The sequence below is a fragment of the Brevundimonas sp. genome (assembly GCF_035627475.1).
Classification (GTDB): Bacteria; Pseudomonadota; Alphaproteobacteria; order Caulobacterales; family Caulobacteraceae; genus Brevundimonas.
This window is the reverse complement of sequence record NZ_DASPLR010000021.1, coordinates 1-16,928: the sequence shown is the minus strand read 5'-3', so window position 1 is coordinate 16,928 and position 16,928 is coordinate 1. Positions and strand designations below refer to the sequence as shown.

Below are 16,928 nucleotides of genomic sequence, written 5' to 3'. Positions count from 1 at the left end.
TGAACCCCTCCGTTGCGGCTAGAGCGCAGGGCATGCTGCCCATCCACGCCGTCCTCGAACCGCTGAAGGCCGCGCTTGCCGCCGCCCCTGCGGCCGTGCTCGCGGCGCCCCCCGGCGCGGGCAAGACAACCGTCGTGCCGCTCGCGCTGCTGGACCAGCCATGGCTGCCGGGCGGCAGGATACTGGTGCTGGAGCCCCGGCGGCTGGCGGCGCGTGCGGCGGCCGAGCGCATGGCGGCCACCCTGGGCCAACAGACCGGCGACACGGTCGGCTATCGCACCCGTCTGCAGAGCCGCATCGGGCCGAAGACACGGATCGAGGTGATCACCGAGGGCGTCTTCACCCGCATGATCCTCGACGACCCCGGTCTCGACGGCGTCGGCGCGGTGCTGTTCGACGAATTCCACGAGCGCAGCCTCGACGCCGACCTCGGCCTCGCCCTGACCCGCGAGTCGCAGGGCCTGCTCCGGGAAGACCTGCGGCTGCTGGTCATGTCGGCGACGCTGGACATCGCCGGCGTCTCCAGCCTTCTCGGCGACGCGCCGGTGATCGAGGCCGAGGGCCGGATGTTCCCGGTCGAGACCCGCTACCTCGGCCGCAACCCCGCCGAACGCTTTGAGGACGCCATGGCCCGGGCCGTCCTGCTGGCGCTCGGCGAGGAGACCGGATCGGTGCTGGCCTTCCTGCCGGGGCAGGGCGAGATCCATCGCACCGCCCAGCGGCTGGCCGAACGGCTGCGCGATCCCGCCGTCGACGTCGTCCCCCTCTACGGCGCGCTCGACAAGGCGGTGCAGGACCGGGCCATAGAACCGGCCTCGCCGGGGCGCCGCAAGGTCGTCCTGGCGACCTCGGTGGCCGAGACCAGCCTGACCATTGAGGGCGTGCGGGTGGTCATCGACGGCGGTCTGTCGCGCGTGCCCCGCTTCGAGCCCTCCAGCGGCCTGACCCGCCTCGCCACCGTCCGCGTCAGCCGCTCCTCGGCGGAACAGCGCCGCGGCCGGGCCGGACGCACGGAGCCGGGCGTCTGCTATCGCCTCCGGGATGAGGAACAGACCCGCGGCCTGGTCCCGCACCAGCGCCCGGAGATCCTCGAGGCGGACCTGACCGCCTTCGCTCTCGACCTGGCGCGCTGGGGCGCCCGCTCCACCGATGGTCTCGCCCTGCTTGACCAGCCGCCCGCCGGCGCCTTCGCCGAGGCCCGCAAGGTGCTGCAGCGGCTTGGCGCGCTCGACAATACCGGGGGGCTGACGGGCCACGGGCGCCGCCTGACCCGCATCGCCCTGCCGCCGCGTCTGGCTCACATGGCGGCCGCGGCCGGCGACGCCGGCGCGGCGGCCCTCGGCGCGCGCATCGCCGCTGTCCTGTCCGAGCCGGGGCTGGGCGGGACCGATCCCGACCTTCGCGAGCGCCTCCGCGGCCTGGAGCGCGACCGCTCCCAGCGCGCGCGCGACGCCCTGAAGCTGGCCGACCGCTGGACCCGCGCCGCCGGGGGCGGGCAGGGCGGCGAGCCCGAACCCGGCGCCGTCCTGGCCGAAGCCTTCCCCGAGCGCGTGGCCAGGGCGCGCGGCAAGCCCGGGGAGTTTCTGCTGGCCTCCGGTCGCGGCGCCTTCCTCGATCCGACGGACCTCCTCGCCCGCGAGCCGTGGCTGGCCGTGGCCGAGCTCGGGGGAGGGGGCGCCCGCGACCGCATCCGTCTCGCCGCGCCGCTCGATCCCGCCGCGCTGGAGCACCGGATCGAGATCGAGGACCGGCTGACCCGCGAGCCGTCCGGGCGCATGGTCCTGAAGCGCATCCGCCGCCTCGGCGCCATTGTCGTCGACGAGCGGATCGCCGGCACGCCCGACCGGGCGCAGGTCACGGCCGCCCTGCAGGCCGAGGTCGACCGCGACGGCCTGGAGGCCCTGCGCTGGGGCGAGCGCGCCTCGGCCCTCCGCGCCCGTCTCGCCTTCCTGCGCACCCTCGACGAAGGCTGGCCCGACGTCTCCGACGAAGCCCTTCTGACCGCCCGCGAGACCTGGCTCTGGCCACTCCTCGAGGGCGTCCAGTCGCTCGACGCCATCCCCGACGCCGCCCTCGAACAAGGCGTCCGCGCCCTGATACCGTGGGACCGCCAGCGCGCTCTCGACGCCTTGGCTCCCGCCCGGCTGGACACCCCGCTCGGCTCCGCCGCCATCGACTACGCGGCCGAGGGCGGTCCGCGCGTCGACATCCGCGTCCAGGAGCTCTTCGGGGTCACCGCCCACCCGACGGTAGCCGGCGGCCGCGTGCCGTTGACCCTCAGCCTGCTCTCACCCGCGCGCCGCCCGGTGCAGGTGACGAAGGACCTGCCCGGCTTCTGGAAGGGCAGCTGGGCCGCCGTCCGCGCCGAGATGCGCGGCCGCTACCCACGCCATCCCTGGCCGGAGGATCCGACGCAGGCCGAACCCACCACCCGCGCCAGGCCGCGCGGAACCTAGGCCGCGCTGTTCAGCAACCGCCCATAGCTGTCGACCAGGCTGGAATAGGTCGGCACGAACATCACCGTCGCCCCGCCGCCGCTGGCCACCGGCGCCTTGATCTCGAAATGCAGGTGGATGGTGGTGGCGTTGCCGCCGAAGTCGGCCGACACCTTGCCGAGGTGCTGGCCGCGCGTGACATCGCGCGATGCGGGGGTCGGGAACAGGGCGTTCACCCCGGCCATATCGAGGTGCAGGTAGCGATAGATGCGCCCGGAATCGCCCAGCAGGGTGACGGTGTAGCTGCCGATCGAGGTGATCCGCCCGTTCTCGGCGGCGACCGCCCAGTGGACCTTCTTCTCGCAGGTGGCCGGTCGGATGTCCTGGCCCTGGTGCCCCTTGCCCGCCGGGCACATGCCGTTGGTCCACGAGCGCGTCTCGCAGAAATTGTCGCGCCACGGATAGGCGTAGTTGCGGGCGTCGCACTGGCCGCCGGGCCCCGGCGCCGCGAAGCCGCCGTAACCATAGACCTGCGAATTGGCGTAGGCGGGCGCCGCCTCGATCGGGAAGCGCATTCCGGCGGCCCACAGGGTCGCGTCGGTCGCCCCCGTGCCCGAGCCTGGATAGAGGCCGCCTCCCGGCTCGTGCGGCCAGGTGGCGGGTTCGGGCGCCGGGGGCGTTTCCGGCTCGGCCGGCGGAACGTCGGGATCGCCGGGCAGGGGCTCTTCCACCGGGTTGGGATCGCCGGTCTCGGGCGAGCCCGTCTGCTGGCAGCCGCCCGGCGCGCAGGCCGTCAGCGTCAGCAACAGCCCCGCCAGGGCCAGCCGCCTCACGCCGCGCCCCCGCCGATCAGTTGCAGCCCTGCCGCGAAGGCGACCGCATCCGCCTCGGTGCAATTCGGCGCGCCTTCGCAGATCAGGCTGACGCTGTAGGCGGCGCCGAACCGGTTGAAGCTGACGTCGACGCCATATTCGGTCCGCTCGGTGCGGAGGTTGGTCAGGCCGCGGGTCTGCGCCTGGGCCGCCGCGCGGGCGGCGGCGTCGGGAACCCGGGCCGCGGCGATGCGTGGGCCCCGGGCCGCCGTGACGGGAGCCCGGGTCGCCGGAGCCCTTCCCGGAGCCGTTCCCGGAACCGGCGCGGTCGCCTGGGGAGCCTGGGGAGCGGGCCCGCCCAGCGGCGACTGGAACGCCTTGGTCGTGCCGTAGATCTCGACGATCTGCTCCCCGCGCTGGACCGTCAGCATGTAGAAGCGGTCGCCGCCGCTGAACTCCGCCGTGGCCAGCAGGGCCGGATCGGCGGGCGCCAGCACCGGCACAGCCGACGCGTTCACCCGCTGCATGAAGTCGGGAGCCTTGCTCTGCGCCAGCACGCCGCGCAGCCGGGCCGCCACGGGATCCTGCCGCGCCTGCGCCAGCGCGGCGTTGTCGACGCGCGATCGGGGCAGGCTGACCTGGGTGGCGGCGACCGGCGACGGCGGCTGTTGTTGCGAGGTGGCGACGCCGGCCATGGCCGCCACCGCGATCACGCCCCCGGCGAACGCGTGGTTCCGGATGCTCATGCGAAGTCCCTCCCAAGCGGAACAATAGCGCTGTTATGCGATCGTGGCGAGGGTGGCGGATGACGTCGGCGTCGAACGCGGGCATCGTCGTTCGATGGCCGAGGACGATGACATCCGACCGCCGCCGATGACCCACGGCGCGCTGTTCCTGCGCTTTCTCCGCTTCGGGTTCGCCGCGTTCGGCGGCCCGGTCGCCCAGATCGCCATGGTCAGGCGCGAACTCGTGGAGCGGGAGCGCTGGATTTCCGGCGCCGCCTTCAACCGGCTGCTGGCCGTGATGCAGGCCCTGCCCGGGCCCGAGGCGCATGAGCTGTGCGTCCACCTCGGCATCCGCGCCAGGGGGCGTCTGGGCGGCTTGCTGGCCGGGCTCGGTTTCATGCTGCCGGGGCTGGTCCTTATGCTGCTCTGCGCCTGGGCCTATTTCCGCTTCGGCGTGGACCGGGGCGCGGCGGGCGTGGTCCTCGCCGGTGCGCAGGCGGCCGTGGTCGCGCTGATCGTCCGGGCGACCCACCGCATCGGCCGGCATGTGCTGGTCGAGCCGTGGCTGTGGATCATCGGCGCGGCGGCGGCGGCGGCCACCCTCCTGGCGGCGCCGTTCTGGATCGTGCTCCCCGCCGGCGCCGTCCTGTACGGTCTCGTCAGGGCGCGGCGGCCCCGCCTGGCGGCGACCCTGCTGCTCTGCGCCGTGGCGGCCCTGGCGGTCTGGATCCTTCGGGATGGACCATGGCTGCGGCCGCTCGCCCCGGCGATGGCGGCTGCGGCGGACGGCGGCTGGTTCGCCCTGTTCGGTTCGGGGCTGAAGGCCGGCCTGCTCACCTTCGGCGGCGCCTACACCGCCATTCCCTTCGTACGGCAGGATCTGGTCGGAGGCGGCCGGATCGGCGACGGGACCTTCCTCGACGGGGTCGCCCTCGCCAATGTGCTGCCTGCGCCGCTGATCATCTTCGCCACCTTCGCCGGCTATGCGGCCGGCGGCCTGCCGGGCGCCCTGGCCATGACCGCCGGCGTCTTCCTCCCGGCCTTCGCCTTCTCAATGGTGTTCTACGACAGGCTCGAGGCCATGGTGGCCGATCCGGCGGTGCGGGTGGCGCTGGACGGCGTGGCCGCGGCCGTGGTCGGGATCATCGCCGCCACCGTCGTCACCCTCGCCGCCGGCCTCTACGACCCCGCCGTTCCGTCGGTTCTGCCCTTCGCCATCGCCGCGGCGTCGCTCGCGGCCCTCTACTGGCTCAAGGGCGGGTACGCGCCGCCGCTTGTCCTGCTGGCGGCCGGCCTCGCCGGCTGGCTGGCTTCGCTGTGACCGCGCCGCTTGCCTTTTGCATCCAACCCGCCTAGAAGCCCGCCCACTTCACACGCAGGCGTGGCGCGGTCAGGGAGAAATCCTGTTCGCTCCGATCCGAGGGCTCCGGCCTTTACAGCGCCTGCGGCGGATCAATCGGATAAAGGACTACCCCTCATGGCTCTGCCTGAATTCTCCATGCGTTCGCTGCTCGAAGCCGGCGCGCACTTCGGTCACCAGACGCACCGCTGGAACCCGAAGATGGAGCGCTACATCTTCGGCTCGCGCTCGAACATCCACATCATCGACCTGTCGCAGACCATCCCGCTGCTGCACCAGGCCCTGGTCGCCGTGCGCGACGTCGCCGCCAAGGGCGGCCGCGTCCTGTTCGTCGGCACCAAGCGCCAGGCCGCCGATCCGGTCGCCGAGGCCGCCCAGCGCTGCGCCCAGTACTATATGAACAACCGCTGGCTCGGCGGCACCCTGACCAACTGGCGCACCGTGTCGGGCTCGATCGCCCGCCTGCGCGAGCTGGAAGGCCTGCTCGAGTCGGGCGGCGAGGGCCGGGTCAAGAAGGAGCTGCTGAACCTGCAGCGCGAGAAGGACAAGCTCGAGCTGTCGCTGGGCGGCATCAAGGACATGGGCGGCATCCCCGACATCATGTTCGTGATCGACACCAACAAGGAGGCCATCGCCATCCTTGAGGCCCGCAAGCTGAACATCCCGATCATCGCCATCCTCGACACCAACTCGGACCCGGACGGCATCACCTATCCGATCCCGGGCAACGACGACGCCGCCCGCGCCATCCAGACCTACTGCGACCTGATCGCCGACGCCGTCCTCGACGGTCTGGCGGCCGGCGCTTCGGCCTCGGGCGTCGACCTCGGCGCCGCGGTCAACCCGGACGAGCCGATGCTGCGCGAAGCCAAGGCCTCCAAGGCCAAGGCTGAAGAGGCCGCCCCGGCCGGCACGGAAGCCGTCGCCGAGGAAATGATCGCCGCCGCCGAACCGGCCGTCGCCGACGAAGCCGCCCAGGAAGCGACCTCGGAAGCCAACGACGCCGTCGAATCCGAGCCGGCCCAGGTCTGATCGACCTCCGCCTCTCGACGGCGAACTGACTATGCGGCCGGGCTCAGCGGAGCCCGGCCGTTCCCGCATACGCATACCCAAGGAGACTACCCATGGCCGAGATCACCGCCGCCCTCGTGATGGAACTGCGCGCCAAGTCCGGCGTCGGCATGATGGACTGCAAGAAGGCCCTCCAGGAAACCGGTGGCGACATCAACGCCGCCATCGACTGGCTGCGCGCCAAGGGCCTGTCCAAGGCCGCCAAGAAGGCTGATCGCGTCGCCGCCGAAGGCCTGGTCGCCGTCGCCTCGAAGGAAGTCGGGGCCGGCGAGATCGGCGCCGCCATCGAGTTCAACGCCGAGACCGACTTCGTCGCCCGCAACGAGCTGTTCCAGAACGCCGCCAAGAAGTTCGCCGAACTGGGCCTCGAGCACGCCACGGTCGAGGGCCTGCACGGCGCCGAACTGGAAGCCGGCAAGACGGTCCAGGACGAGGTCACCCAGCTGATCGCCACCGTCGGCGAGAACATGCAGCTGCGCCGCGCCGCCCGCCTGTCGGTCGACGAGGGCGTGGTCGCCTCCTACGTCCACAACGCCGTGTCGCCGGGCCTCGGCCGCATCGGCGTGCTCGTCGCCCTGCACGGCGGCGGCGACAAGGCCGCCCTGCGCGAGCTGGGCCGCAAGATCGCCATGCACGTGGCCGCGACGGCGCCGCTGTCGCTGAACACCGACGATCTGGACCCGGCCGCCATCGAGAAGGAACGCGAAGTCCTGACCGAGAAGGCCAAGGAAGAAGGCCGTCCGGAAGCGATGATCGCCAAGATCGTCGACGGCCAGATCGCCAAATTCCAGAAGGACGTGGTGCTGACCAAGCAGCCGTTCGTGATGAACCCGGACGTGACCATCGAACAGCTGGTCGCCGACACCGGCAAGGAACTGGGCGCGCCCGGCCTGCACCTGGCCGGCTTCGTCCGCCTCGCCCTCGGCGAAGGCGTCGAGAAGGTCGAGGGCCCGGACTTCGCCACCGAAGTCGCCCAGATGACCGGCGGCCAGTAAGGCGTCGTCCCTCGGGACAGGAAATCGGGGGGCCGGCGGCTTGGGTCGCCGGCCCCTTTCTCGTATGCGGACGTTCCCGGGCAAGAGGAGACTTCCATGAGCGGGGATGACGATCTTTCGGACGAGGACGGCGGCGGCTTCGACGTCGACGACTGGTCCCGGCTCAAGGCGTTCACCGGCGCCGTCGCCACGCTCGACGACGTCCAGGCGAAGCGGGCGATCTTCGCCCTCGCCGAAACCGACGATCCGCGCACCATCCAGATGGAACTGCCCCAGCCCGTGATCTGGTGGGAGGCCGACGGCGAGCAGGCCGCGGTGGCTGTGCAGGCCGAAAGTCATCTCGGCCCCGACGGCGAGGACATGGAGGTGCTGGGCCTGATCCTTCCCGACGGCGGCGGGGCCGTGGCCCTGCTCGAGGACGTGGACCTGGTCGACGACACCGACCCCGTCTGGCGCCGGCTGGTCGCGGACGCGGTCGGTCCGGGCGACGTGGAACCCTAGGGCCGCGTCGCGCCGCCGCCCGCCATCAGACGCCGCGCCAGCATCATGGCGCCGACCACGCAGCCGCCGAACAGCAGGCCCTCGATCCCGCCGGTGACCACCTGGCTGACCGGTCCGAAGCCCGCCTCGCCGAACACCGCGCCGATCTGGTCGAGGCTCAGCCGGGACTCGGGGAAGCGGCGGGCCAGCAGGTCGAGGCTGCCGCCCATCAGCCGCCCGCCCAGCAGGGGAACGGCCGCCCCCGCGGCGGCGCCGGCCAGTCCGCCCGCGGCGAAGCCGGGCGCCAGCCTCGGCGGACCCGGGACGAGGCTCGCCAGCCACGCCCCCAGTCCGAGCCCGCCCCCGATCAACGCCCCCTCGGCCGCCCCGGTGATCGCGCCGGGCGAATGGCCGAACAGCAGGTTGAAGGCGTCGAGCCCGATCAGCTTCCCGAACGCACCGGTCAGCAGCCCTCCGGCCGCGCCGCCGACGATGGTCCAACGCCATGACCGGCCCGGGGCGAACCCCGCCGCGGCGATGCCGAACCCGACCCCCGCGCCCGCGATCAGCCCGAGGATGATGCACAGGCAGACCAGCACCAGCAGCACCGACGCCGCCCCGGCGCCGGTCTGCAGCGGCCCGGGCGCGGCGCCGAACCCGTAGAACAGGCCGATGAAGACGCCGGCGAGACCGCCGCCGGCCATCCCCGCGCCGCCCAGCAGGCCGAAGCGCGACCAGGGGGCGGTCCCGGCGGTTGGCGGTTCCGTCGGTGTCGCCCGGATCGCGCCCGGCCTCGCCGCGTCCGGCTCCTCCTGTTCCACCGCCGCGATGAACCGGTAGCCGTGCTTGGGCACGGTCTCGATGAAGCGCGGATGCGCGGCCTCGTCGCCCAGCTGCCGCCGCAACGTCCTGACGCACTGCGTCAGGGCCTCGTCGGTCACCGGCACGCCGCGCCAGACCTCCTCGAGGAATCGGTCCTTCGAGACCAGCCTGCCGTGCTCGCTCACCAGCAGGGCCAGGGCGTCGAAATACCGGCCGTTCAGCTCCACCGGGGCGCCGTCCCGCTTCAGCTGGCGGTTGCGGACGTCAAGGGCGAAGCGTTCGAAGCGGAAGCGTCCGGGCGCCATCTTTCAGCAAGACCTCAGGAGTTGCTCATGCCGCTCACCGGGCGCGCAGGCAGGGTGCGAGCCTCACCGATGCATGGAGGCAAGGCAATGGACAATATCGCCGGGATCGCAGGGCTGGTCCATGCGCGCCATCCCTCCCGGACGCCCGTCCGGACGGCGGCCGTTCTGATGGCCGCCGATCGGGTCCGCATCCTGCTCACCCGAAATGAGGCGATCAGGGAGCCGCTGGGCGGCCGCACCTGGCGCGGCGTCCTCACCAACGCCGCCGACGCCCTGTACCTCGACGTGGCGGTCCGCCTCCGCTTCCACGATCGCGAGGGACGGCCGGTCGGGGCGCCGGTCAGCGCACGCGCCGGCCGGCTCGATCCCGGAGCCGGGCTGGACCTGCAGGCCCGCCTGCCCGCCGGGGCCGTCGGCCTGCAGGTGCGGGCGCTGCGCTGGACCGTCGCAGGCCGGACCGTCGAGACCGGCCCGGGCGACCGGTCGGCGTTCGGACAGGTTCAGGACTGAAGGTCGCGCCGGGGCGGCCTTCTCCCGGGCCGCCAGACCGGCTAAGTCCTGCCCATGATCGGAAGACTGAACCACGTCGGTGTCGCCACGCCGTCCATCGAGGCCAGCGTCGCGATGTACCGCGACCTGCTCGGCGCCACGAAGGCGCACGACCCGTTCGACCTCCCGGCCCAGGGCGTCCGGGTCTGCTTCGTCGACCTGCCGAACAGCCAGATCGAGCTGATCGAGCCGCTCGGCGACGGGTCGCCGATCCACGGCTTCCTCGCGAAGAATCCGAAGGGCGGGCAGCACCACGTCTGTTTCGAGGTCGAGGACATCCTCGCGGCCCGCGACGCCCTGCGGGCGAAGGGCGCGACCATCCTCGGCACGGGCGAGCCGCGCATCGGCGCCCACGGCACGCCGATCATCTTCGTCCATCCGAAGGACATGGGCGGGGTGCTGGTCGAACTGATGGAAACGCCGAAGGAAGGGGGCCACTGATGGGCATGCCGATCGGTCCCGTCACCATGCTGGCGGTCTATATCGTCTGCTGGTGGGTCTCGCTGTTCGCGATCCTTCCGCTGGGCATGAACCAGGCCGACCAGGAGCGGCCGACCGACGGCGGCCAGTGGGGCGCGCCGCTCAAGCCCGACCTGAAGCGCAAATTCATCACCACCAGCTGGGTGGCGGGGCTCGTCTGGCTGCTGATCATGGTCCTGGTCTACATCGGCTGGATGCCTCTGCCGAACCTGGCGCCGCCGGCCTGAGGACGCCGCCATGACCGACCGCCTGTTCCTCATCGACCCGAGCTGGCACGACGATCTCGGCGGCCCCTGGTTCTGCCCGGCCGGAGCCTTCATCGAGGGGGTTCTGGCCTTCTATCCCGCGCTCGGGGATCAGCTGGAGATCACCCGGCTCGGCTTCTCGCGCCCCCGTCTGCCCGTGATCGATCTCGTCGGGGAGGACAATCAGTCGTGCCCGCTGCTGGTGCTGGACGAGACCTTCGACTGGCCCGAGGCCCGGACCAGCGAGGCCACCGGCCGCCGCTTCCTCCAGGACCACGCCATCGTCCCCTACCTCGCGGCCCGCTACGGCATCGGACTGCCGCATCCGTAGGCCAATCCGCGCGTTTGACGCCGACCGCCTAGCTTTCGCCCCGCCGTCCCGGCTAAAGCTCGTGTCCCACGCCTCCCACGCCGGATTCTGACCCATGCGCCTGTCGCGCTATTTTCTGCCCACCCTCAAGGAGGCGCCCTCGGACGCCCAGATCGTCTCGCACCAGCTGATGCTGCGCGCCGGCCTGATCAAACAGGAGGCCGCCGGCATCTACGCCTGGCTGCCGCTGGGCCTGCGGGTGCTGAAGAAGATCGAGCAGATCGTGCGCGAGGAGCAGGAGCGGGCAGGGGCCGTCGAGCTGCTGATGCCGACCCTCCAGCTCGCCGACCTGTGGCGCGAGTCGGGCCGCTACGACGCCTACGGCCCCGAGATGCTGCGCATCACCGACCGGCACGAGCGCGAGCTGCTCTACGGACCCACCAACGAGGAGATGATCACCGACATCTTCCGCGGCTTCGTGAAGAGCTACAAATCGCTGCCGCTCAACCTCTTCCACATCCAGTGGAAGTTCCGCGACGAGCGCCGTCCGCGCTTCGGCGTCATGCGCGGCCGCGAATTCCTGATGAAGGACGCCTACAGCTTCGACATCGACGAGGCCTCGGCCCGCCGCGCCTACAACCGCATGTTCGTGGCCTATCTGAACACCTTCGCCCGCATGGGGCTGAAGGCCGTGCCGATGCGCGCCGACACCGGCCCGATCGGCGGCGACCTGTCCCATGAGTTCATCGTCCTCGCCGACACCGGCGAGAGCGCCGTCTTCTGCGACCGCAAGCTGGTCGAGATGCCCGCCCCCGGCGCCGACGTCGACTGGGACGACCTGCAGGCCATCGTCGACGGCCGCACCTCCCTCTATGCGGCCACGGAAGAGATGCACGACGCCGCCCGCTTCGAGAGCGAGACCGCCGAAGGCGACCGCCTCTCCGCGCGCGGCATCGAGGTCGGCCACATCTTCTATTTCGGGACCAAATACTCCGCCCCGATGAAGGCCTTCGTCGCCGGTCCCGACGGCAAGGACGCGCCCGTCCACATGGGCTCCTACGGCGTCGGCGTCTCGCGTCTGCTCGGGGCCATCATCGAGGCCAGCCATGACGAGGGCGGCATCATCTGGCCCGACGCCGTCGCCCCCTTCGACGTCGTCGTCATCAACCTGCGCGCCAACGATCAAGCCTGTTCCGCCGCCTGCGAGGATGCCGTCGCCAGGCTCGAGGCCGCCGGCAGGGACGTCCTCTACGACGACACCGACGAGCGCCCGGGCGGCAAGTTCGCAACGGCGGACCTGATCGGCGTGCCCTGGCAGCTGACCATCGGGCCCAAGGGCCTCGCCGACGGCGTCGTCGAGCTCAAGCGCCGCGCCACCGGCGAAAAGGTCTCCGTGCCCCTCGACGAAGCCATGGCGAGGCTGACTGCATGACGGACGCCCCGTCCTTGGCCCCGGCAGCCGCGGTGAAGCCGGTCAAACCCGCCGGTCCCTTCTCCGCCTGGGAGTTCGGCCTCGCCCTGCGCTACCTGCGGGCGCGGCGGCGCGAGGGCGGCATCGCCCTGATCGCCATCATCTCCTACGTCGCCATCGCCCTGGCGGTCATGGCCCTGATCACGGTCATGAGCATCATGGCCGGCTTCCGCTCGACCCTGCTCGACCGGATGCTGTCCTTCAACGGCCACATGTTCGTCCAGGGCCAGCTGCTCGACACCCCCGAGCGCGACCAGGCCCTGCAGCGCATCCGCGCCGTCCCCGGCGTCGACAGCGCCGTGCCGGTGATGACCAGCTACAGCCTCGTCCGCGGCGCCGGCCAGACCAACCCCGCCGCCGTGCGCGGCGTCCGTCCCGAGGACCTCGCCGCCAACACCTATGTCTACGCCAGCCTGTCGGAAGAGGCGAAGCGCTCCTTCGGCCAGGGCCCCTACGGCGGCGAGAACATCCTCGTCGGCAAGGCGCTGGCGGAGATGATGGGCCTGCGCGTCGGCGATCCCCTGACCCTCTATTCCCCGACCGGCGCCACCAGCGCCTTCGGCAACCTCGGCGGGCTGGAGAAGACCTACCGCATCGGCGGCGTCTTCACCTCCGGCACCACCGACTTCGACCAGCTGTTCATCTTCATGCCGCTGGAGCAGTCGCAGCTCTTCTTCGGCCGCGAGTCCGCCTGGGACGCCATCGAGCTGAAGGTGGCCGAGCCCGACCGCGTCGAGCTCCTGCGCGCCCCCGTCATGCGGGCTGCCGGCTCCGGGGCCATCGTCAGCGACTGGCGCGACCGCATGGCCGCCTTCTGGGGCGCGCTGAAGGTCGAGCGCGTGGCCATGAGCATCATCCTCGGCCTCGTCGTCGCCATCGCCGCCCTGAACATCATCTCCGGCATCGTCATGCTGGTGAAGAACAAGACGAAGGACATCGCCATCCTGCGCACGGTCGGGGCCAGCCAGTCGTCGATGCTGCGCATCTTCTTCATCGCGGGCGCGGCCATCGGCGTGGCCGGCACCGTCACCGGCCTGGTCCTCGGCCTGCTGTTCTGTCTGAACATCGCCGACATCCAGCATTTCCTCGAGGGCCTGTTCGGCGTGAAGCTGTTCGACGCCGAGGTCTATATGCTCGACGCCATCCCGGCCGAGGTCGACCCGGCCGACGTGATCTGGGTCACCCTTTGGTCCGTCTTCATGTCCTGCGTGGCCAGCCTGCTGCCCTCGTGGCGCGCGGCGAAAATGGATCCGGTGGAGGCCCTCCGCTATGAGTAAGGCCCTCCGCAAGACCGCCGCCAAAGGGCAGGGGACCCCCGTCCTCTCGGTCCGCGGCGTCACCCGCACCTATGACTCCGCCGCCGGTCCCCTGACCGTGCTCAAGGGCGTCGACCTCGACGTCATGCCGGGCGAGGTGGTCGGCCTGATCGGCCCGTCGGGTTCCGGCAAGTCGTCCCTGCTGCACGCCGCCGGCCTGCTGGAGCACCCGACCTCGGGCGAGATCCGCATCGACGGCGAACCGGTCGGCGACCTGCCCGAGCGCGCCCGCACCCACCTGCGGCTGCAGCGCATCGGCTTCGTCTACCAGTTCCACCACCTGCTGGCCGAGTTCGACGCCCGCGACAACGTCGCCCTGCCGCTGCGCATCGCCGGCTACAGCCAGGCCGACGCCCGCGCCCGCGCCTCCGAGGTCCTCACCGCCCTCGGCCTCGGCGAACGCCTGACCCACCAGCCGGCCCAGATGTCGGGCGGAGAGCAGCAGCGCGTCGCCGTCGCCCGGGCCCTGGCCAACCGCCCGCGCCTGCTGCTGGCCGACGAACCCACCGGCAATCTCGATCCCGCCACCAGCCAGACGGTGTTCGAGGCCCTGCACCGCCTGGTCAAGGACACCGGCGTCGCCGCCCTGATCGCCACCCACAACATGGAGCTGGCCGGTCACATGGACCGCGTCTTCGCCCTCAAGGACGGCCATCTGGAAGAACGCCCGGCCGAGAGCCACGCCTACTAGACCCTGTCTCCTCCCTGTTCGCGAAGCGAATGGGGAGGGGGACCGCGAAGCGGTGGAGGGGTGGAGGATCCCATGCGATCCGGCGCGCGGCGGATGTCGGAACGTGTTACATCGGCCGCTTGCGGAGGCGGCCATGACCCAAGCCATCGAGACCCATCTCGCCCTGGCCCGCCGGGCGCGCGAGGAGGGCAGGACCTCCGACTCCCGCGACGGCTACGCCCGGGCGGCGGCGCTGAGCCGCGAGGCCCGCCTGCCGCTGCTTCAGGCTCACGCCCTGCGCCATCTCTCCGACATTGACCGCGAGGCCGGGCGGCCGTCCGAGGCCCTCGCCCACGCGGAGCAGGCCGCGTCCGTCTATCGGGCGAAGGGCGAGCCGCTGGACCTGGCGAACGCCGTGCGCCTCAAGGGCCTCGCGCTCGACGAGCTGCGGCGTCCCGACCAGGCGCTCGCCGTCTGGACCGAGGCCCGCGACCTCTACGCCGCCGAAGGAGTGGCGGCGGGCGTCGCCGAGTGCGAGGCGCGGCTGGTCGCCGCCGCCGGCGACTGAGCGGCCGGCAGGCTGGCGCCTACTTCTTCCCCGGAACCTGGGTGAACGGCGAGCTCCCCACCGCCACCGCCGGCTTCGGCTTCTCCGCCTTCGGCTTGCGGATTTCCTTGTTGCTGCGTGCTTGACCCTTGGCCATGACCGTCATCCCGCGACGCCGGCCGCCGGAAGGGCGGGTGACCGGGGGCGTCCTCGTGATCATAGGCCCGAACCGCGAAAAGGCCGCATGCCAATCAGCGACCGCGCGGGCCAGGCTCGCAAGGCGGCCCTGAAGCGGTGTCCGCTCCCGACCCGTTGCGGACGGAACATCGAGGGGCATAAGCTCGATTCGATGCACGGCTCATCTGGATGCTTCAGCGTGTTGGCAGTTGGCGGAGCCTTGGCCCTCGGCCTCTCCGGGCGCGTAGGGGCGCGGCCCTACGACTATCGAGACTGGCAAGCTCCGCCTGCCGTTGATCCATTCCTGGTCGATCACGTCTCCGGGTTTGACGCAGATAGCCGCATGACCGTTCGGGGCGAATTGATCGTCTTCGAGGGCGAGTGCGGAATGCTGACGGTCCGCCGCCTGGCGGGACCGCCCGTCGTTTTCGACGAGCCCGCGCTGACGCATCGGGCCCGCATTGAAGCCTACAACCGCGTCAATCCGGCCGAAACCTGCAACGGGGCGGTCGGAGAAGATGTCGCACTGGTAGCCCTCGACATCCGGCTGTCAGCAGAGTTCCTCCAGCCACCGTCAACCTCCGCAAGCGTGAGGCCGCTGGCGGGGGATCGCGTGCTCATGTGGTGGTTCGCGAACGTCAATGCGTCGAACCGGCAGCCCCTGGCGGACGAGTGACCGCCTTCCACCCAAAGGCGACTGTCGGCTCCCGACCCGTAGCGGACGTTCCGGCAGGTCTCCGGCGGCCGTGTATTCGCTTGCCCCCCTTCGCCCGGCTACTGGACGGTCAGTTTGGGCGGCGACCCTCGTTAATCATCAATCGGTCTTGACCGGCTTCCTCGCCCGAGTGATCGTCACCGTAGTCATATGGTGGGTGGCATGGGTGTGCTTCGAAAGCGACCGATACTGCCCTTGGCCCTGCTGGCCGCGGTCCTGCTGGCGTCATGCCGTGCCCAACCGAGGCATCCAGATCAGTTCTATATAGACACGGTCGCGGACTACGTCGCTCACAACGATCATACGGTTCAGGTCGTGGTTCGTAAGCCCAATGGCGACACCGAGCTGCAATATCACCCGGTCGTTCCGTACGGCAACGGTGCTCGATTGCTGGCGGAGAACCCGGGTTGCTGCACGGTTGGCCGCGCTCGCCCATCGAACATTATTCCGGAGTGCGTGACTTGGGGCCAGGCCGTCGAGGTCACGATGAGTTGGGACCGGCGCTACCGCACAGCTGAAAACACCATCGCGTCGGAGCCGGACGTCCGGCATTTCGGTGTCCGCGACGATGGGTCCGTTTGCACGACAGACGATGCAGGATTCGATGCCCGGTGAAGTCCTGACGGTTGAGTCGGTTACCAGCCTCTATCTGTTCGGCAGCACCACGGTACCTTCGAACCTCAATACCGACGCCTACATTCCTGACGGTACGATCAGGCCCCCCGTCGAGGCCGATTTCGGCCAGTTCATGTCGGTCGGGGGCGGCCCCAACGCTGGCGTCAGCGGCGGCGAAGGCTACGACCAAATCTTCATCGAGGGCCGTGCCAACAACTACTACGACTACGTCGACTTCGAAGCATTGGTTTCCACGGTGGCGGACGACCTCATTTACTACGCGGGGGATCAGGAGGGCACGGTCTATGGCCACGACGGCGACGACACAGTAACCGTGGCGACGCCTCACGAGGACAATGTCGGTTCCTATGACTTCGTCGGCGGCAGCGGCTCCGACATCGTCGTGTTCGAGACCGAGGTTCTCTCCCTTCAGGAAAGGAACAATGGCTTTGGTCCGTGGGACGTGACCGTGAGCGGTTTCGAGAGCCTCATCGACGGTCACATGGGTCAGAATGTAAACTGGCTGTGCGGCGTGGGCGACTACAATTTCTCCGAGGAACCCGGCATCTTGGAGAGGCACTCATGGTCGGTACATGGTTCGGGCGTCGAGTATTGGCGGTTGAGCCTCGTTGTGACTGACGACGATGACAATGACGGCATCACATCGGCCCACATCACCTACTTCTATCAGGAAGATCTGACCCTTGAAGGCGACTCGCCTGGCTACTCGATCAACATCTACGTCAATGACTTCAGTTGGGGCGATTTCGGGATCGGCTAGCGGCCCCGCGCCTCCAGGCCGCCAAGGCGGACAGCCGCTTCCCACCC

The 16,928-nt window shown here is 70.6% G+C and carries 20 protein-coding genes; 16 read left to right on the top strand and 4 right to left on the bottom strand.

Annotated elements, in window-relative coordinates; genetic code table 11:
• The first annotated feature begins 32 nt into the window (after positions 1-32).
• Positions 33-2,456, top strand: coding sequence for an ATP-dependent helicase HrpB (gene hrpB / locus VEA62_RS04840; RefSeq protein ID WP_324819140.1), 2,424 nt, complete (start codon positions 33-35; stop codon positions 2,454-2,456).
• Here hrpB and VEA62_RS04835 read toward each other — a convergent pair.
• Together VEA62_RS04835 and VEA62_RS04830 are read right to left on the bottom strand one after the other, a co-directional pair.
• Entirely contained in the window at positions 2,453-3,268 is an 816-nt protein-coding gene (locus tag VEA62_RS04835; protein ID WP_324819137.1) for a M23 family metallopeptidase, read from the bottom strand. The genes hrpB and VEA62_RS04835 overlap by 4 nt on opposite strands.
• Positions 3,265-3,993, bottom strand: coding sequence for a hypothetical protein (locus VEA62_RS04830; RefSeq protein ID WP_324819134.1), 729 nt, complete (start codon positions 3,991-3,993; stop codon positions 3,265-3,267). Before VEA62_RS04830 ends, VEA62_RS04835 begins: the two co-directional genes overlap by 4 nt.
• Before the next feature lie 94 nt (positions 3,994-4,087).
• Here VEA62_RS04830 and chrA point away from each other — a divergent pair, with 94 nt between their 5' ends.
• The 4 genes from chrA (at position 4,088) to VEA62_RS04810 (ending at position 7,899) form a co-directional block, all read left to right on the top strand.
• A complete protein-coding gene (gene chrA, locus VEA62_RS04825; protein ID WP_324819131.1) occupies positions 4,088-5,293 on the top strand; it encodes a chromate efflux transporter in 1,206 nt (401 codons plus the stop codon).
• Between the two features lie 156 nt (positions 5,294-5,449).
• Positions 5,450-6,364, top strand: coding sequence for a 30S ribosomal protein S2 (gene rpsB, locus VEA62_RS04820; protein WP_324819129.1), 915 nt, complete (start codon positions 5,450-5,452; stop codon positions 6,362-6,364).
• Positions 6,365-6,456: 92 nt separating this feature from the next.
• Entirely contained in the window at positions 6,457-7,398 is a 942-nt protein-coding gene (tsf, locus tag VEA62_RS04815; protein WP_324819125.1) for a translation elongation factor Ts, read from the top strand.
• 96 nt (positions 7,399-7,494) lie between these two features.
• On the top strand, positions 7,495-7,899 hold the full coding sequence (locus tag VEA62_RS04810; protein WP_324819121.1) for a hypothetical protein: 405 nt from the start codon (positions 7,495-7,497) through the stop codon (positions 7,897-7,899).
• On the opposite strand, the gene VEA62_RS04805 is transcribed toward VEA62_RS04810, so the two are convergent.
• A complete protein-coding gene (locus VEA62_RS04805) occupies positions 7,896-9,005 on the bottom strand; it encodes a transcriptional regulator (RefSeq protein WP_324819119.1) in 1,110 nt (369 codons plus the stop codon). The two genes, VEA62_RS04810 and VEA62_RS04805, sit on opposite strands and share 4 nt — an antisense overlap.
• An 87-nt stretch (positions 9,006-9,092) precedes the next feature.
• Here VEA62_RS04805 and VEA62_RS04800 point away from each other — a divergent pair, with 87 nt between their 5' ends.
• From VEA62_RS04800 to VEA62_RS04765, 8 genes are all read left to right on the top strand, one after another.
• Entirely contained in the window at positions 9,093-9,515 is a 423-nt protein-coding gene (locus VEA62_RS04800) for a hypothetical protein (protein ID WP_324819116.1), read from the top strand.
• 54 nt (positions 9,516-9,569) lie between these two features.
• A complete protein-coding gene (gene mce / locus VEA62_RS04795) occupies positions 9,570-9,995 on the top strand; it encodes a methylmalonyl-CoA epimerase (RefSeq protein ID WP_324819113.1) in 426 nt (141 codons plus the stop codon).
• Positions 9,995-10,261 (top strand): DUF1467 family protein, encoded by a 267-nt coding sequence (locus tag VEA62_RS04790; RefSeq protein ID WP_324819111.1) that lies wholly within the window; start codon positions 9,995-9,997, stop codon positions 10,259-10,261. The genes mce and VEA62_RS04790 overlap by 1 nt, the downstream gene beginning before the upstream one ends.
• 10 nt (positions 10,262-10,271) lie before the next feature.
• Complete coding sequence (locus tag VEA62_RS04785; protein ID WP_324819108.1) at positions 10,272-10,610, top strand: DUF3088 family protein; 339 nt, start codon at positions 10,272-10,274, stop codon at positions 10,608-10,610.
• A 94-nt stretch (positions 10,611-10,704) separates the two neighbouring features.
• Positions 10,705-12,021 (top strand): proline--tRNA ligase, encoded by a 1,317-nt coding sequence (gene proS / locus VEA62_RS04780; RefSeq protein ID WP_324819105.1) that lies wholly within the window; start codon positions 10,705-10,707, stop codon positions 12,019-12,021.
• The gene (locus VEA62_RS04775; protein WP_324819103.1) at positions 12,018-13,337 is read left to right on the top strand and encodes a lipoprotein-releasing ABC transporter permease subunit; all 1,320 of its coding nucleotides are present in this window, start codon (positions 12,018-12,020) and stop codon (positions 13,335-13,337) included. Before proS ends, VEA62_RS04775 begins: the two co-directional genes overlap by 4 nt.
• Positions 13,330-14,067: an ABC transporter ATP-binding protein gene (locus VEA62_RS04770; RefSeq protein WP_324819100.1), complete on the top strand. Its 738-nt coding sequence runs from the start codon at positions 13,330-13,332 to the stop codon at positions 14,065-14,067. The genes VEA62_RS04775 and VEA62_RS04770 overlap by 8 nt, the downstream gene beginning before the upstream one ends.
• Positions 14,068-14,200: 133 nt before the next feature.
• A complete protein-coding gene (locus VEA62_RS04765) occupies positions 14,201-14,614 on the top strand; it encodes a hypothetical protein (protein WP_324819097.1) in 414 nt (137 codons plus the stop codon).
• Positions 14,615-14,633: 19 nt separating this feature from the next.
• Here VEA62_RS04765 and VEA62_RS04760 read toward each other — a convergent pair whose 3' ends face one another.
• The gene (locus tag VEA62_RS04760; RefSeq protein ID WP_324819094.1) at positions 14,634-14,750 is read right to left on the bottom strand and encodes a hypothetical protein; all 117 of its coding nucleotides are present in this window, start codon (positions 14,748-14,750) and stop codon (positions 14,634-14,636) included.
• A gap of 240 nt (positions 14,751-14,990) precedes the next feature.
• Between VEA62_RS04760 and VEA62_RS04755 the strand changes: the two genes are divergently transcribed.
• From VEA62_RS04755 to VEA62_RS04745, 3 genes are all read left to right on the top strand, one after another.
• The gene (locus VEA62_RS04755; protein ID WP_324819092.1) at positions 14,991-15,446 is read left to right on the top strand and encodes a hypothetical protein; all 456 of its coding nucleotides are present in this window, start codon (positions 14,991-14,993) and stop codon (positions 15,444-15,446) included.
• A gap of 234 nt (positions 15,447-15,680) precedes the next feature.
• Entirely contained in the window at positions 15,681-16,100 is a 420-nt protein-coding gene (locus VEA62_RS04750) for a hypothetical protein (RefSeq protein WP_324819090.1), read from the top strand.
• A complete protein-coding gene (locus VEA62_RS04745; RefSeq protein ID WP_324819087.1) occupies positions 16,090-16,881 on the top strand; it encodes a hypothetical protein in 792 nt (263 codons plus the stop codon). Before VEA62_RS04750 ends, VEA62_RS04745 begins: the two co-directional genes overlap by 11 nt.
• Positions 16,882-16,928 lie beyond the last annotated feature (47 nt).